Genomic DNA, 15560 nt, shown 5'->3' on the forward strand with positions numbered 1-15560 from the left:
GTGGCGGCTTCGTCCCCCGCGAGTCTTGCCGTCGGTCTCATCACCGCCACCGCCCTGCTCGTCCATCCGGCCGCCGCCTCGGTCTCCGGGGCAGCCGCCGTGGCGGCCGCGCCCAAGCCGTCCGAGGCGCAGCTGCGGGCCCAGCTCAAGGAGCTCAACCGCAAGGTCGACAAGCTCATCGAGACGTACAACCTCAAGCGGGTCGAGCTGGCCAAGGCCCAGCAGGCCGCCACCACGGCCCAGCAGCGGCTCACCGCCGCCGAGCAGGCGCTGGCCACGGCCGAGCAGCGGGTCGCCGAGATCGCCCGGCTGCGCTACCAGAACGGCGACACCTCCCTGCCGGCGTTCATGATGACCCCGGACGGCGGCGGCGCGGCCGTGCTCGAACAGCTCACCGCCGAGCAGCAGGCGGTCGTGGACAGCGTGGCCAAGGCCCGCGACGACCAGAAGAAGGCCGCCACGGCCGCCGCCGCGCTCGCGACGGAGCTGAAGGCGGGCACGGCGGAGGTGGCCGAGCAGCGCGACGACGCCCAGGACGTCATCGACGACATCAAGAAGAAGCTCCAGGACCTGGTGCCGTTCGGGCCGGGCAAGAAGTCCGACGGGAGCTGGGCGCCCGAGCTGCCGGCCGGCTCGGACAACATCACGCCGCGCACCCGGCTGATGCGCGCGCAGGTGCAGAAGAACTTCTCGCTGCCGTACGAGGTGGGCTGCTTCCGGTCCGGCTCCAGCGGCGAGCACCCGCTCGGCCGGGCCTGCGACTTCATGATGAGCACGGGCGGCACCATGCCGAGCGCCGTCAACAACGCCCTCGGCGACCGGCTGGCCGACTGGGCGCTGAAGAACAAGGCCAAGCTGGGCGTCAAGTACGTGATCTGGAAGCAGCGCATCAACCAGGGCTCGGGCTGGCGCTCGATGTCCGACCGCGGCAGCATCACCGAGAACCACTACGACCACGTGCACATCTCGATGAACTAGCCGCGGACCGGCAGCTCAGCGGATGCCGGTGAGCTTGTCGGGGTTGGTGACGGAGTAGACGGCGGCGATCCGGTCGCCCTCGGGCGTGAGATCGACGACGACCACGGCCAGCGGCCCGTCACCGGAGAAGACGAGCGCGCACGGGTCGCCGGCCACCCGCCGGTAACGCAGGTCCACCGCGCCCGGGGTCAGCGTCGCGGCGACGGACATGAACAGCGCCGCCACCTGGTCCCGGCCGTGGACCGGATGCAGGCTGGTGGCCGGTCCCTTGCCGCCGCCGTCGGTCCACAAGGTCACCTCCGGCGCCAGCACCTCCAGCAGGGCCCGCAGGTCACCGCCGAGGGCGGCCGCGGCGAACCGCTCGGTCACCTCGGCGTGGACGTCGGGCTGGGTCCGGTGACGAGGACGGCGCGCGTGGACGTGGCGGCGCGCGCGGGCCGCGAGCTGCCGGACCGCCGCGGGCGTGCGCCCGAGGATGTCGGCCGTCTCCGGGTGGCTGAATCCGAACACCTCGTGCAGCACGAAGACCGCTCGTTCCAGCGGTGACAGGGTCTCCAGCACGACCAGCACCGCCATCGACAACGACTCCCCGCTCTCGGCGGCGCCTCCGGTGTTGTCGGGGGCCGTGACCAGCGGTTCCGGCAGCCAGGGGCCGACGTAGGTCTCCTGCCGGCGGCTCAGGTCCGCCCGCCGGGCGAGCGCCTGGTTCACCGCGATCCGCACCAGGTAGGCCCGGACGTTCTCCACCGGTCCGGCGTCCGGCCTGCGGTGCCGGGCGGACCAGGCCAGCCACGCCTCCTGCAGCACGTCCTCGGTGTCGGCGACGCTGCCGAGCATGTTGTAGACCACGGAGAACAGCAGTTCCCGGTAGCCGAGGAACTGCTCGGTGGCGGCGTCGGCGGGGTGCCGCGGGGTCGGTGTCATGGCGTGCCTCCTCGTCTGTCGTAACCGAAGAGTCCCGACGCGTGGCGATTGTGACATGAAGGCATCAAGCGTGATCTATGCCACTCATGTCACAGTTCCCGGCCGGTTGCCCCTCTGTGGTGGCGTCACGACTCACAAGGGAGAGCTTCGATGCGTACATTGATCCGCGACGTCAGGGTGTTCGACGGCGAGCAGACCGTCGCGACGGCCGACGTGATGATCGAGGACGGCCTGATCGCCGCTGTCGGCAGCGGCGCGGGCCACCTGGCCGACGCCGAGGTGGACGGCACGGGCAGGACGCTGCTGCCCGGCCTGATCGACGCGCACACCCACGTGTTCGACGGCAGCCTGGCCCAGGCCCTGCGGTACGGGGTCACCACCGAGCTCGACATGTTCTGCCTGCCGCAGATCCTCGCCGGGCAGCGGCGGCTGGCCGCCGAGAACGACGACGTGGCCGACCTGCGCAGCGCCGGCACGCTGGCCACCGCTCCGGGCGGGCACCCGACCCAGTTGCTGACGGCCCTGGCGGGCACCGTCCTGGACGGGCTCGACGTCACGGCGATCGACTTCGTCTCCGACCCGGCGCAGGCGCCGGCGTTCGTCCAGGCCAGGCTGGCCGAGGGGGCCGACTACCTCAAGATCGTCATTGACGACGGCGCCGTGCACGGGGCCGACCTCCCCGTCATGACGGCGGAGGTCGCCGCCGCCCTGGCCGCGGCGGCGCACGAGGCGGGCCTGCTGGTCGTCGCGCACGCGGTCACCGCCGCCGAGGTGGGGATCGCGCTCGACGCCGGCGTCGACGGCCTGGCTCACGTGTGGACCGACCTGACGCCGGACGACCCGGCCTCGCCGCGCCTGGCCGGGCGGGTGCGCGACCAGGGGGTCTTCGTGGTGACCACGCTGGCCTACTTCGAGGCGATCACGGCTCAGCACGTCGAGACCGCCGACTGCGCCCGCCCGGGCAGCTCCGCCAACGCCGTCGGCGCGCTGCGGGCCCTGCGCCGCGCGGGCGTGCCGCTGCTCGCCGGGACGGACGCCACGCCATTCGTGCCCGCCCACGGCGCCGGCCTGCACCGCGAGCTGCGGTTGCTCACCGAGGCCGGGCTCGGCGCCGAGGAGGCGCTGGCCGCCGCGACCAGCGTGCCCGCCCGGCACTTCGGGCTGGCCGACCGCGGCCGGATCGCCCCCGGTCTGCGCGCGGACCTGGTGCTGGTCGAGGGCGACGCCACCCAGGACGTCACCGCCGTCGGCGACATCGCCGAGGTCTGGCGTCGCGGGGTGCGCCAGGCGCGGTGACCCCCGCCCGTGACGCGCCGGCCGGGTCAGCCGAGCGTGAGGGGGTTGACCAGGTCGGCGTAGACCAGCAGACCGGCCATGATGATCAGCACGAACGCCATCGCGTACGTGAGCGGCAGCACCTTGGCGATGTCGACGTAGCGGGGCTCGGGGCGGCGCAGGATCTTGGCGTAGCCGCGCTTGATCCCCTCCCACAGGCCGCCCGCGATGTGGCCGCCGTCGAGGGGCAGCAGCGGGATCAGGTTGAACAGGCCGATCGCCAGGTTGAACCCGGCCAGCAGGCTGACGAAGGTGAACAGCTTGCTCTTGTTGGACATGTCGGAGGCCAGGATCTCGCCGCCGAGCCGGCCCGCGCCCACCACGCCGACCGGGCCCTCGGGGTCGCGCTTGTCGCCGGAGAAGGCGGCGTTCCAGACGCCGACCATCTTCGCCGGCAGGTTGACCATCGAGCCCACGACGCGGCCGGTCAGGTCGCTCATGTAGCCCGGCACCTGCCCGATGCTCTGCTGCTCGAAGACCTGGGAGGGCACGACGCCGAGGAACCCGACGCCCTTGTCGATCTTGGTCTCGTCGGTCGGGTTCGCCATGTCGCGGGCGATGAGGGTGACGTCGAGCGTCATCGGCCTGCCGTCGCGAACGATGCCCAGCTTGACGGGGCCGGCGCCGTGGCCGCGGATCAGGCGGGTGGCGTCCTGCCAGGTCGCGATCTTCTGGCCGTCGAGGGAGACGATGTGGTCGCCGACCTTGACGCCCGCCTTGGCGGCCGGGGTGCGCTCGTCGGTGGGCGCGCACGTCTTGCGCACCTCGGTGGTGGGGATCACGCACGTGTTGGTGTCGGGCGACACGATCGGGGCGGTCTTGGGCAGGCCGATGCCGACCAGCAGGACGCTGAAGAAGATGAAGGCGAGCACGAAGTTCATCGCCGGGCCGCCCGACATGATGATGATCTTCTGCCACCACTTCTTGCGGTAGAAGACGCGGTCCTCGTCGCCGGGCCGCACCTCCTCCATGGCGGCCTCGCGGGCGGTCTCGATCAGGCCCTGCCACGGCCCGGTCGACGCGCTGCGCAGCCTGCCGGGGGCGTCGCCGGGACGCGGCGGCAGCATGCCGATCATGCGGATGTAACCGCCGAGCGGCAGCCACTTGATGCCGTACTCGGTCTCGCCCCTGCGGATGGACCAGGCCGTCGAGCCGAAGCCGACCATGTACTGGGTGACCCGGACGCCGAAGATCTTGGCCGGCACGAGATGGCCCACCTCGTGCAGGCCGACGGAGACCATCAACCCCACCAGGAACAGAAGGATCCCGGCGACAAAGAGCCAGTTCATCTACGCGCGCTCCAGGCAGACAGACGGTCTCGACGTTCCCAGACTAGTCGAACTCAGCACATCCCTCGGGCTTGCCCGCACTTTGGTGAATCAACGGACCGCATTGACAGTGAGCGATCAGCCGATCACCCTGGGAGACGATGGAGGGGGACGTCTTGATCCGCATACTCATCGCCGAACACCTGCCCTTGGTGCGACGCGGTCTGCAGGCCACGCTCGAAGCCGAGCCCGACCTGCGGGTGGTAGCCGAGACGGGCAGCCCCGACGGTGTGCTGCCGGCCGCGCGGTCGAGCGCGCCCGACGTCGCGATCGTCGATCTCGACCTGCCGGGCCTGCCGGTCGCCACGCAGCTGACCGAGCAGGTCCCCCGCTGCTCGGTGCTGATCCTCTCCGCCCGGCCGAGCCCCGGCCAGGTGCGCAGGGCGTTCAACGGCAGCGTGCTGGGGTTCATGAGCCTGCGGGTGGCGCCCGAGCGGCTGGCCGAGGGGGTGCGCCAGGTCGCCGCGGGCGGGCGGGCGGTGGAGGCGGAGCTGGCGGTGGCGGCCCTGCAGTCGGCCGCCAACCCGCTTACCCGGCGGGAGCTCGACGTGCTGCGCATCGCGGCGGGCGGGGCGAGATCGACCGAGATCGCCGACCAGTTGTTCCTGTCGGTCGGCACCGTGCGCAACCATCTGTCGCGGATCATGTGCAAGACGGGCGCCCGCAACCGGCTGGACGCCGTGCGCATCGCCAGCGACAGCGGCTGGTTGTAGCGGCTGGTTGTAGCGGCTGGTTGTGCGGGACCGGACGAGATGACGGGCCCGGTGGAGCCGCGCCGCTCCGCCGGGACCCGAACAGTCGAATGATCTCAGCCCGCCGAACCCGTTGCCAGTGACCGCCATCACGACCTGACCCATGTGAAACGTCACTACGGACGCCAGATCAACACCAGCGCGCAGTCGTCGTTGTGGCCCGAGGACATCGCGTTGACCAGCGCCCTGGCGCCGTCGCGGAAACCGGAGGGCAGCAGCCGTTCGGCCTCGCCGAGCAGCCGGTCGAGGCCGGCGTCGATGTCGCGCCCTGGCTGCTCGATCAGGCCGTCGGTGTAGAGCAGCAGCGCGTCGCCCTTGCGCAGGGTGCCGCTGTCGGGCTCGCAGTGGAGGTCGGGCACCACGCCGAGCACCACGCCCTTGGCCGAGGCGACCTGCCAGTTGCCGGTGCCCGAGTCGAGCTTCACCACCGGCGGATGGCCGGCCGAGGTGATCGTGTAGTCGCCGGTGGCGAGGTCGAGGCGTACGTGCACGGCCGTCACGAAGCCCTCGTCGCCGCGCTGGCGGTGGAGGTAGGCGTTGCACGCGGGCAGGAAGTCGTCGACCGAGCCGAGCAGCCCGCCGAACGTGCCCGACAGCAGCAGCGCGCGGGTGCCGGCGTCGACGCCCTTGCCGGAGACGTCGACCAGGGCGATCTCCACGGAGTCGCCGTCGCGCATGGAGACCAGGAAGTCGCCGCCGAACGACGAGCCCCCGGCCTGCTTGAGCACCACCTTGCCGCCCCAGTCCTTCGGCAGCGGGGGCAGCTCGCCCTGGCTCCTGAGCCGGTCGCGCAGCTCCAGCAGCATCGCGTCGCCGCGCAGCCCCTGCACGCCGAGCTTGCCCCGGGTACGGGCCATGAGCACGGCGAGCACGGTGGTGAACACGATCGTCACCGTGAGCCCCAGCCCCACCCGCGCCACCCCGAGCGTGGCCGCGACGTAGGTCAGCGCGACGCCCACCGCCACCAGCAGCTTGACCAGGCTGCGCAGCCGCAGCTGCAGCCCGCCGATCAGGGTGACCAGGATGAGCAGCGACGGCGAGAACCACTCGGTGGACACCTTCGCCGCCAGCAGCCCGATGACGAGCGAGAGCACGGTCAAGGTGATGAGCAGGTTGCGGTCACGGGCCAGCGGCCCTCTTCGGACGAACCGGACGGCGGACACCAGGAACGGCACCCGCACCAGGACCGCACGGACCCGTGGCGGAATCAACGGCGCCGGACGGGAACTCATGATGCGTGTGACTGTATCGGTCTGACCCCTGTTTGGGCAGCCCACTTGACCAAGGCCTTGATCATTAAGCACGGATATTGGGTGGCCGTCCCCCTTTGCCCGCTCCTACCGTGGACGGATGACCTATCCGATCCGTCCCATTGACGAATCCGAGTGGCCGGGCTTCGCCGGCGTGCTCGCAGAGGGGTTCGGCTGGACGCCGCATCCCACCCAGGACGAGCGGTACAAGGCGGCCACGGAGTTCGACCGCACCCTGGTCGCCTTCGACGGCACCACCATGGCGGGCGTCACGTCCGTCTTCAGCCTCACGATGACCGTCCCCGGCGGACGCCAGATCCCCGTGGGCGGGGTGACCGCGGTCAGCGTGCTTCCCTCGCACCGCCGCCGCGGCGTGCTGTCCGCGCTGATGCGCCGGCAGCTGTCCGACATCCGCGACCGCGGCGAGTCGGTGGCCGCCCTCTACGCCTCCGAGTCGCTGATCTACGGCAGGTTCGGGTACGGACGGGCGGCCAGCGAACTGTCGTACAAGATTGACAAGCACCGCTCGGCCTTCGTGCGGGACGCCCCCACCGACCCGGCGCTCCGGCTCAGGGTGGTCTCCCCCACCGAGGCCAGGGCCGAGTTCGAGAAGGTGTTCGCCGCCGTCGTGACCCGGCGTCCGGGCCGGTACGAGCGCACCCGGCACGTCTGGGACGCCTTCCTGGCCGACGAGGAGCACGACAGGGGCGGCTGGGGCTCGCTGCGCGCGGTGCTCGCCGAGGACGACCAGGAGGTGCGCGGTTACGCGCTGTTCCGCACCAAGTCGGCGTGGGACGCCAACGGCGTGCCCAGCGGCGAGCTGCGGGTGTTCGAGCTGGAGGCGACCGATCCGGCGGCCTACGCACTGCTGTGGCGCGACATGCTGGACCGTGACCTGATCACCAGGCTGGAGGCGGAAGCCCGGCCGGTGGACGACGCCCTGATCGCGCTGCTCGCCGACTCCCGCCAGCTGCGCGCGACCTGGTCCGACGAGCTGTGGGTACGCCTGGTGGACGTCGACCGGGCCCTGACCGCCCGCGCCTACGCGGCCCCCGTGGACCTGGTGATCGAGATCGAGGACGACGTGTGCCCGTGGAACGCCGGCCGCCGGCGGCTCACCGCCGACACCACCGGCGCGGAGTGCAAGCCGGTGGACGACGAGCCGCACCTGACGGTGCCGGTGTCCGCGCTCGGCTCGGCGTACATGGGCGACGGCCTGCTCGGCGCGCAGCTCGACGCGGGCCTGCTGCGCGAGCACACGCCGGGCGCGGTGCGGGCGCTGGCCGCGGCCATGGCGTGGAGCCCCAAGCCGCTGGCCGGGCTGGTGTTCTGAGGCACACGACGTAGGCTCTTGAGCATGGCCCTGCAAAGTCTGCAGATCACCGCGACCATCGCCATGCGGGCCCGCGACGTGTCCAGGCCGTCGAAGGAGCAGCAGGAGGCCGCCGACCGGCGGCCCCTGCGCGACGAGACGCCCCGGCGCGAGGCCAGGCGCAAGACCTAGGGCAGCGAGGGCAGCTGGCCGATCGTCTCGTAGGTGGTCAGCTGCGCGATGCGCCTGCTGTGGCGCTCGCTGCCGGAGAAGGAGGTGGTCAGGAAGACCTCGACGAACCTGGTCGCCTCCTCGGTCGTGTGCATGCGCGCGCCGATGCTGACGACGTTCGCGTTGTTGTGCTCGCGGGCCAGCGAGGCGGTCTCCTCGCTCCAGGCCAGGGCCGCGCGGATGCCGCGCACCTTGTTGGCCGCGATCTGCTCGCCGTTGCCCGAGCCGCCGATCACCACCCCCAGGCTGCCGGGGTCGCCGCCCACGCCCTCGGCGGCGCGCAGGACGAACGCCGGATAGTCGTCCTCGGCGTCGTAGACGAAGGGACCGCAGTCGGTCACCTCGTGGCCGTGGTCCTTGAGCCAGGACACGAGGTGGTTCTTGAGCTCATAGCCGGCATGGTCGGCACCGATGTAGACACGCACCCGTCCAGTCTTCCACAGCCCCGCCGATCCCACTCGCTGGCTAGAGTAAGGACCCCTACCGTTCCCCAGTCCTTACGAAAGTGGAGACGCATGCGTGAGATCCGCGTCATCGGCGATCCGGTGCTGCGCACGCCCGCCGAGCCCGTCACCGACTTCGACCGCGAGCTGCGCCGCCTGATCGAGGAGATGTTCCAGGCGATGTACGCGGTCAACGGCGTGGGCCTGGCCGGTCCGCAGATCGGCGTGTCGCGGCGGCTGTTCGTCTACGACATCGCCGGGCGCAAGGGCCATGTCGCCAACCCCGTGCTGACCGTCGACGACGCCGAGGAGGTCTCCGACGAGGAGGGCTGCCTGTCGGTGCCCGACCGCCGCACCCGCACGCCGATCTACGCCCCCGTCGCGCGGGCCGCGGGCGTCACCGTCGAGGGCGTCGACCGGCTCCAGCGGCCCGTGCGCATCAAGGCCCGCGGCTCGCTGGCGCGCTGCTTCCAGCACGAGACCGAGCACCTCGACGGCAGGCTGTACGTCGACCGCCTGCCGAAGGACGAGGCCCGCAGGATCATGCTGCGCGCGTAGGCCGCGGCGGGCCGGGGTCTACAGCTGCAACGACTTGATCTCCAGGTACTCCTCCAGGCCGAACTCGCCCATCTCCCGGCCCACGCCCGACTGCTTGTAGCCGCCGAAGGGGGCCAGCGGGTTGAACTGGCCGCCGTTGACGACGACCTGGCCGGTACGCAGCCTGCGGGCGACGGCGACCGCGCGCTCCTGGCTGCCCGACCAGACCGCGCCGGCCAGGCCGTACCTGGTGGCGTTGGCGATCTCCACGGCCTGGCCCTCGCTCGTGTACGGGATCAGCGCCAGCACGGGCCCGAAGATCTCCTCCTGCTCGATCGTCATGCCCGGCTCGACCGCGGCGAAGACCGTGGGCTCGACGTAGAAGCCGCGCTCGCGCGGGCGCTCGGTGCCGCCGGCGACGAGTCTGGCGCCCTCCTCCTGGCCCCGGTTGATGTAGCGGACCACCCGGTCGCGCTGGGCCGCCGACACCAGGGGTCCGACCCTGGTGGCCTCGTCGAAGGGGTCGCCGACGGTGTACTTGCGGGTCGCCTCGACGGCCAGGCGGACGGCGTCGTCGTACTGGTCGCGGTGGACGATCATGCGGGTCCAGGCGGAGCAGGTCTGGCCGGCGTTGATGAAGCAGTTGGCCACGCCGACCTTGACGGCCGTGGCCAGGTCGGCGTCGGGCAGGATGATGTTGGCCGACTTGCCGCCGAGCTCCAGCGCCACCCGCTTGACGGTCTCGGCGGCGAGCGCGGCGACCCGGCGGCCGGCCACGGTGGAGCCGGTGAAGGAGACCATGTCCACGTCGGGATGGGCGGCCATCGCCTCGCCGACGACCGGGCCGCGCCCGCTGACCAGGTTGAACACCCCGGGCGGCAGGCCCACCTCGTCGAGGATCTCGGCCAGCGCGTACGCCGCCAGCGGCGCCACCTCGCTGGGCTTGAGCACCACCGTGCAGCCGGCGGCCAGCGCGGGGCCGACCTTGCAGATGATCTGGTGCAGCGGGTAGTTCCAGGGCGTGATCGCCGCGACGACCCCGATCGGCTCCTTGACCAGCAGCGAGTTGCCGATGCGGGACTCGCGCGGGTAGCTCTCGGCCAGCTGCGCGTAGGAGGACAGGACGGCGGCGGGCATCAGCGTCTGAACCTTGAGCGCGAAGCCGAGGGGCGCGCCCATGTCGGTGGCGATCGTCGCCGCGACGCTCTCGGCGCGCTGTTTGAGCAGCTCGGCCGCGTGGCCGAGGAGCTTCCCGCGCTGGGCCGCCGAGGTGTCGGACCAGGCGGGGAACGCCTCCCGCGCCGCCGACACCGCCGCCTCGACGTCGTCGGGGGTGCCCGCGGGCACCCGGTCGATGATCTCCTCCGTGGCCGGGTTGGCGACCTCGATGGACTCGTCTGACGTAGAGGCGTTCCAGGAACCGCCGATATACAGCTGGCGCATGGGGCCATCCTCGCGTGCACGTCGTGGGGCTGGCGAGACCACGGATCGAGCAGAGGGGAATTCCTCATCCTCCGCGCGTCCGAGAACCTACCGCCGGGGTATGAGTCTTACCCCGGCGGTGGCGACATATCTAGTCGAAGATGGGCTGTCTGGTACGAGTGCGCTTGAGCTCGAAGAAGTCCTCGAACTCGGTGACGAGAAGCACGCCGTCCCACAGCCTGCCCGCGTCCTCGCCCCTCGGGATGGACGTGATCACGGGGCCGAAGAAGGCGTTGGCGCCGACGCGGATGACCGGGGTGCCGACGTCCTGGCCGACCAGCGTGATGCCCTCCTGGTGGGAGGCGCGTACGGCGTCGTCCCACTCGGTGGAGTGGGCGGCGGCGGCGAGGTCGCGGCTGAGGCCGATCGCCTCCAGGGAGTCCTCGATCAGCTCGCCGAGGCGGCTGAGGTCCTTCATCCCGCGCTCGTTGTGCAGGCGCGTGCCGAGCTCGGTGTAGAGCGGGCCGACGACCTCGTCGCCGTGCGCGGCCCGCGCGGCGGCCACCACGCGGACGGGTTCGATGGCCCTGGCGATGGCCTCACGGTAGGAGTCGGGCACGTCCTTGCCCTCGTTGAGGACGTTGAGGCTTATGACGTGCCAGCGCGGCTCGACGGCGCGTACCTTCTCCACTTCGAGAAGCCATCGTGACGTCGCCCAGGCAAAAGGGCAGAAAGGATCGAACCACAGGTCCACGGGAATCTTCTCAGTCACGTGGGGCCATAACCTGAGGGTGTCGAGGTCCTATTCCCGGCGTGGCAGGATACCGACAAACTACAACGAAGTGGTGAAAAGGAGCGCAACTTGGCAGGCAACCTGACCCGGGACGAGGCTCGCGAGCGTGCCCGGCTGTTGAAGGTCGAGTCGTACGAGGTCGCACTCGACCTGACGGAGGGGGACGAGCGCTTCGAGAGCGTCACGACGGTGCGCTTCACCAGCACCAGCCCGGGCGCCTCCACCTTCATCGACCTGCACGGCGCCAACGTGCGCAAGGTCACCCTCAACGGCGCCGACCTCGACGTCTCCTCCTACGACGCCGACAAGGGCCGCTTCCCGCTCCCCTCGCTGGCGGAGTCCAACGAGCTGCTGGTCGACGCCGACTGCAGCTACATGCGCACGGGCGAGGGTCTCCACCGCTTCGTGGACCCGGTCGACCAGAAGGTCTACCTGCACAGCCAGTTCGAGACGGCCGACGCCCACCGCATGTACGCCTGCTTCGACCAGCCCGACCTCAAGGCCGTCTTCCAGCTCACCGTGCTGGCCCCCGCCGACTGGGAGGTCGTCTCCAACGGCGCCGCGGCCAAGGTCGAGGACCTCGAAGGCCGGTCCGGCCGCCACGGCGGCGTCCAGGCGGCCAGGCGCTGGGAGTTCGAGCCGACGCCGGTGATCTCGACGTACATCACCGCGCTGGTGGCCGGGCCGTACTACAAGGTCACCTCCGAGCACGACGGCATCCCCCTCGGGCTCTACTGCCGCGCCTCGCTCGGCGAGCACCTCGACGCCGACAACCTCTTCGAGGTCACCAGGCAGGGCTTCGACTTCTTCCACCGGGTGTTCGGCGTCCGCTACCCCTTCACCAAGTACGACCAGCTCTTCGTGCCCGAGTTCAACGCCGGCGCGATGGAGAACGCCGGTTGCGTGACGTTCCTGGAGGACTACGTCTTCCGCTCCCGCGTGACCGACGCGGTCGTCGAGCGGCGCGCCGAGACGATCCTGCACGAGATGGCCCACATGTGGTTCGGCGACCTGGTCACCATGCGCTGGTGGGACGACCTGTGGCTGAACGAGTCCTTCGCCACGTACGTGTCCGTGCTGGCCCAGGCCGAGGCCACCCGCTGGGGCAACGGCGCCTGGACCACGTTCGCCAACGTGGAGAAGTCCTGGGCCTACCGCCAGGACCAGCTTCCCTCCACCCACCCGATCGCCGCCGACATCCCCGACATGCAGGCGGTCGAGGTCAACTTCGACGGCATCACGTACGCCAAGGGCGCCTCGGTGCTCAAGCAGCTCGTCGCCTACGTCGGCCTGGACAACTTCCTGGCCGGCGTGCGCGACTACTTCGCCGAGCACGCCTGGGGCAACACCGAGCTGAAGGACCTGCTCGCCGCCCTTGAGCGCACCTCGGGCCGCGACCTGTCGTCGTGGTCGAAGGAGTGGCTGGAGACCGCGTGGGTCAACACGCTGCGGCCCTCCTTCGAGGTGTCCGACGGCCGCTTCACCTCCTTCGAGGTGCTCCAGGAGGCCCCGGCCGACTACCCGACGCTGCGCTCGCACCGCATCGCCATCGGCCTGTACTCGCTGGCCGACGGCGTGCTCACCCGGACCAAGCGGGTCGAGCTCGACGTGGTGGGCGCCCGTACCAGCGTGGCCGAGCTGATCGGCGCCGAGCAGCCCGACCTGGTGCTGCTCAACGACGACGACCTGACCTACGCCAAGATCAGGCTGGACGAGCGTTCCCTGCGCACGCTCGTCGAGGGCGGCATCGCGGCCTTCACCGAGTCGCTGCCGCGCGCCCTGTGCTGGTCGGCGGCCTGGGACATGACCCGCGACGGCGAGATGTCCACCCGCGACTACGTCAGGCTGGTCATCTCCGGCGCGGGCACGGTCTCCGACATCACGGTCCTGCAGGCGGTGCTGCGCCAGGCGCGCCAGGCCGTCCAGCAGTACGCCGCCCCGGCCTGGCGGGCCGAGGGCGAGGCGCTGCTGGCCGCCGAGCTGCGCTCGCTGATCGGCTCGGCCGCGCCCGGCTCCGACCACCAGCTCGCCTTCCTCCAGGCGTTCGCCCCGGTGGCGGTCGCCGGCGCCGACCTCGACCTGCTGCAGGCCATCCTCGACGGCACCGGCGTGCCCGAGGGCCTGACCGTCGACGCCGACCTGCGCTGGACGCTGGTGGCCGCGCTGGTCTCCGGCGGCCGGCTGGGCGAGCCCGACATCGCCGCCGAGCTGGAGCGCGACCCTACGGCGACGGGTGAGCGGTCGGCCGCGCTGTGCCGGGCCGCGATCCCGACGGCCGAGGCCAAGGCGGCGGCCTGGGACCGGATCGTGGGCGGCGACCTGGCCAACCACATCGCCCGCAACACCATCGCCGGCTTCCAGGACGCCCACCACGCCGAGCTGCTGGAGCCGTACCGGGAGAAGTACTTCGCCGAGGTCGGGCGCGTCTACCGCGAGTGGACGTTCGAGAAGGCCTCGACGTTCGCCATGAACTGCTTCCCCGCGCTGCTCATCGAGCCCGCCACGGTCAAGGCGGCCCAGGACTTCCTGGCCGCCGAGCAGCCGCCGCAGGCCCTGCGCAGGCTGATCCTGGAGGGCGCCGACGGCGTCAGCCGCGCCCTGCGCAACCGCGAGACCGACGCCGCGTCGGCCTGATCCGTCCGGGTCCCCGCCACACCCGGCGGGGACCTGGCTTCGCGCTGCGGCGAATACGGCCTGAGCACGGAGACCGGGTGTTAGCCTCAAGTACGTGCTAGGCGCCGGTACCACGCTCAACGACCGCTACATGCTGGCCGACCGCCTCGGCGGCGGTGGCATGGGCGAGGTCTGGCGTGCCGACGACCTCGTGCTGGGCCGGGCCGTCGCGGTCAAGGTGATGATGCCCGCCCTGTCGGAGAACCCCACCTTCACCCAGCGCTTCCAGAACGAGGCCAGGGCCATGGCCACGCTCAGGCACCGCGGCGTGGTGGGCGTCTACGACTACGGCGTCCACGAGGCCGACGGGCGCCGGGTCAGCTACCTGGTGATGGAATACGTCCGGGGCGAGTCGCTCGACCGGGTGCTGCGGCGCGGCCCGCTCGGCGCGGAGGAGGCCATGCGCCTGGTCGCCGAGGTGGGCGACGCGCTGGCCGCGGCCCACGCCCAGGGCATCGTCCACCGCGACGTCAAGCCGGCCAACCTCATGGTCCGGCCCGACGGGCAGGTCGCGCTGACCGACTTCGGGGTCGCCCACTCCGCCTCGGCCGGCCACCTCACGGCCACGGGCACCATGCTCGGTTCGGCCGCCTACTGCGCGCCGGAGATGGCCGCGGGCAACGAGGTCACCCCGGCGGTCGACGTCTACGCGCTGGGCGTGGTGGCCTACGAGTGCCTGACCGGGCGGCTGCCGTACCAGGGGGACACCCCTGTGCAGATCATCTTCAAGCATCTCAACGCGCCCGTGCCCGAGCCGCCCGCCGAGCTGCCGCCGGCCGTGCGCCAGGTGGTGACGCGGGCGCTGCAGAAGGATCCGGCGCAGCGCTGGTCGTCGGCGTCCGACATGGCGCGGGCGGCCCGCGCGTCGGTCAGTGGCGCGGCTTTGCCCGGCTCGCCGCTCACCGTCCCTCCGGCGACCCCGCCCACGACGGGCTCCCACACGGGTCTCCCCACCGGCTCCTACGCAGGTCTTCCCACGGACCCCCACACCGGTCTGCCCATGGGCTCCCACGCGGGCCTTCCCATCGGTTCCCGTCCGGGTCTTCCCACGGGATCCCACCCGAGCCTTCAGCCGACGGGCGTCATGCCCGTGGCCGACCCCGGCTCGCCGCTCACCATGCCGTCGGCCCCCGCCGGCGGCAGCTCCCGCCGTCGTCGCACGCTGACGGCCCTGGCCACGATGGCGGCCGCCGTCGTGGTGTCGGCCGCGGTGGCGGGGTCGGTGTGGCTGCGTCCGGCCGAGCCCGCCAGCACGGGCCAGGTGCTGCCGCCCGCCGACGAGACCACGCAGGTCCACAGCCCGAGCAGCCCCGAGCACACCACCAAGGAGCCCGCGCCGCCGACCAAGGCCGTGCCGAGCGCCAAGCCGAGCGGCACCACCAGCGCGACCCCCGGCCCGACCGTGGCCCCCACCACCCCGAGCGCCACACCCACCGTCTCGCCGAAGCCCACGCCGACCGTGACCACCTCGGAGCCCGAGCCGACACAGGAGCCCACCCAGCCCCCCGAGGAGCCCACGGACGAGCCCACGGTCACCAGCCCGCCGGAAGACGTGCAATGCGTACGCGCCCCATGCCCGTAA

At 71.6% G+C, this 15560-nt stretch carries 14 protein-coding genes; 8 read left to right on the plus strand and 6 right to left on the minus strand.

Features of this window, described 5'->3' with window-relative positions:
* Positions 1 to 978: a hypothetical protein gene (locus AB0C33_RS33485; protein ID WP_358294648.1), complete on the plus strand. Its 978-nt coding sequence runs from the start codon at positions 1 to 3 to the stop codon at positions 976 to 978.
* A 15-nt stretch (positions 979 to 993) separates the two neighbouring features.
* Here AB0C33_RS33485 and sigJ read toward each other — a convergent pair whose 3' ends face one another.
* Positions 994 to 1902, minus strand: coding sequence for an RNA polymerase sigma factor SigJ (sigJ, locus tag AB0C33_RS33490; RefSeq protein WP_358294650.1), 909 nt, complete (start codon positions 1900 to 1902; stop codon positions 994 to 996).
* Between the two features lie 150 nt (positions 1903 to 2052).
* On the opposite strand from sigJ, the gene AB0C33_RS33495 reads away from it, so the two are divergent.
* Positions 2053 to 3198 (plus strand): amidohydrolase family protein, encoded by a 1146-nt coding sequence (locus tag AB0C33_RS33495; protein ID WP_358294652.1) that lies wholly within the window; start codon positions 2053 to 2055, stop codon positions 3196 to 3198.
* Between the two features lie 26 nt (positions 3199 to 3224).
* Here AB0C33_RS33495 and AB0C33_RS33500 read toward each other — a convergent pair whose 3' ends face one another.
* Complete coding sequence (locus AB0C33_RS33500) at positions 3225 to 4526, minus strand: M50 family metallopeptidase (RefSeq protein WP_358294654.1); 1302 nt, start codon at positions 4524 to 4526, stop codon at positions 3225 to 3227.
* 155 nt (positions 4527 to 4681) lie between these two features.
* Between AB0C33_RS33500 and AB0C33_RS33505 the strand changes: the two genes are divergently transcribed.
* On the plus strand, positions 4682 to 5278 hold the full coding sequence (locus tag AB0C33_RS33505; RefSeq protein ID WP_352360440.1) for a response regulator transcription factor: 597 nt from the start codon (positions 4682 to 4684) through the stop codon (positions 5276 to 5278).
* A 155-nt stretch (positions 5279 to 5433) separates the two neighbouring features.
* On the opposite strand, the gene AB0C33_RS33510 is transcribed toward AB0C33_RS33505, so the two are convergent.
* A complete protein-coding gene (locus AB0C33_RS33510) occupies positions 5434 to 6549 on the minus strand; it encodes a PP2C family protein-serine/threonine phosphatase (RefSeq protein WP_352323620.1) in 1116 nt (371 codons plus the stop codon).
* A gap of 118 nt (positions 6550 to 6667) precedes the next feature.
* On the opposite strand from AB0C33_RS33510, the gene AB0C33_RS33515 reads away from it, so the two are divergent.
* Together AB0C33_RS33515 and AB0C33_RS33520 are read left to right on the plus strand one after the other, a co-directional pair.
* On the plus strand, positions 6668 to 7900 hold the full coding sequence (locus AB0C33_RS33515) for a GNAT family N-acetyltransferase (protein WP_358294655.1): 1233 nt from the start codon (positions 6668 to 6670) through the stop codon (positions 7898 to 7900).
* A 24-nt stretch (positions 7901 to 7924) separates the two neighbouring features.
* On the plus strand, positions 7925 to 8071 hold the full coding sequence (locus AB0C33_RS33520) for a hypothetical protein (RefSeq protein ID WP_352360444.1): 147 nt from the start codon (positions 7925 to 7927) through the stop codon (positions 8069 to 8071).
* Here the strand turns inward: AB0C33_RS33520 and AB0C33_RS33525 are convergent.
* Positions 8068 to 8535: a ribose-5-phosphate isomerase gene (locus AB0C33_RS33525; protein ID WP_352323623.1), complete on the minus strand. Its 468-nt coding sequence runs from the start codon at positions 8533 to 8535 to the stop codon at positions 8068 to 8070. The genes AB0C33_RS33520 and AB0C33_RS33525 overlap by 4 nt on opposite strands.
* Positions 8536 to 8625: 90 nt before the next feature.
* Here AB0C33_RS33525 and def point away from each other — a divergent pair, with 90 nt between their 5' ends.
* Positions 8626 to 9111 (plus strand): peptide deformylase, encoded by a 486-nt coding sequence (gene def / locus AB0C33_RS33530; RefSeq protein ID WP_352360448.1) that lies wholly within the window; start codon positions 8626 to 8628, stop codon positions 9109 to 9111.
* An 18-nt stretch (positions 9112 to 9129) separates the two neighbouring features.
* Here the strand turns inward: def and AB0C33_RS33535 are convergent, their stop codons facing one another.
* Positions 9130 to 10533, minus strand: coding sequence for an aldehyde dehydrogenase family protein (locus AB0C33_RS33535; RefSeq protein ID WP_358294658.1), 1404 nt, complete (start codon positions 10531 to 10533; stop codon positions 9130 to 9132).
* 130 nt (positions 10534 to 10663) lie between these two features.
* A complete protein-coding gene (locus AB0C33_RS33540; protein ID WP_358294660.1) occupies positions 10664 to 11284 on the minus strand; it encodes a disulfide bond formation protein DsbA in 621 nt (206 codons plus the stop codon).
* Positions 11285 to 11374: 90 nt separating this feature from the next.
* Here AB0C33_RS33540 and pepN point away from each other — a divergent pair, with 90 nt between their 5' ends.
* Positions 11375 to 13939, plus strand: a complete 2565-nt coding sequence (pepN, locus tag AB0C33_RS33545; RefSeq protein ID WP_358294662.1) for an aminopeptidase N — start codon at positions 11375 to 11377, stop codon at positions 13937 to 13939.
* Positions 13940 to 14033: 94 nt separating this feature from the next.
* Positions 14034 to 15560 (plus strand): protein kinase, encoded by a 1527-nt coding sequence (locus tag AB0C33_RS33550; protein ID WP_358294664.1) that lies wholly within the window; start codon positions 14034 to 14036, stop codon positions 15558 to 15560.

Origin of the sequence: Nonomuraea sp. NPDC048881 (assembly GCF_040649795.1) — a bacterium.
Classification (GTDB): domain Bacteria; phylum Actinomycetota; class Actinomycetes; order Streptosporangiales; family Streptosporangiaceae; genus Nonomuraea.

What these genes read in the sequence shown, in the direction of transcription:
- sigJ (WP_358294650.1), bottom strand. Translation starts at nt 1,902, where the DNA reads ATGACACCGACCCCGCGGCACCCCGCCGACGCCGCCACCGAGCAGTTC.
- AB0C33_RS33495 (WP_358294652.1), top strand. Translation starts at nt 2,053, where the DNA reads ATGCGTACATTGATCCGCGACGTCAGGGTGTTCGACGGCGAGCAGACC.
- AB0C33_RS33500 (WP_358294654.1), bottom strand. Translation starts at nt 4,526, where the DNA reads ATGAACTGGCTCTTTGTCGCCGGGATCCTTCTGTTCCTGGTGGGGTTG.
- AB0C33_RS33510 (WP_352323620.1), bottom strand. Translation starts at nt 6,549, where the DNA reads ATGAGTTCCCGTCCGGCGCCGTTGATTCCGCCACGGGTCCGTGCGGTC.
- AB0C33_RS33515 (WP_358294655.1), top strand. Translation starts at nt 6,668, where the DNA reads ATGACCTATCCGATCCGTCCCATTGACGAATCCGAGTGGCCGGGCTTC.
- AB0C33_RS33520 (WP_352360444.1), top strand. Translation starts at nt 7,925, where the DNA reads ATGGCCCTGCAAAGTCTGCAGATCACCGCGACCATCGCCATGCGGGCC.
- def (WP_352360448.1), top strand. Translation starts at nt 8,626, where the DNA reads ATGCGTGAGATCCGCGTCATCGGCGATCCGGTGCTGCGCACGCCCGCC.
- AB0C33_RS33535 (WP_358294658.1), bottom strand. Translation starts at nt 10,533, where the DNA reads ATGCGCCAGCTGTATATCGGCGGTTCCTGGAACGCCTCTACGTCAGAC.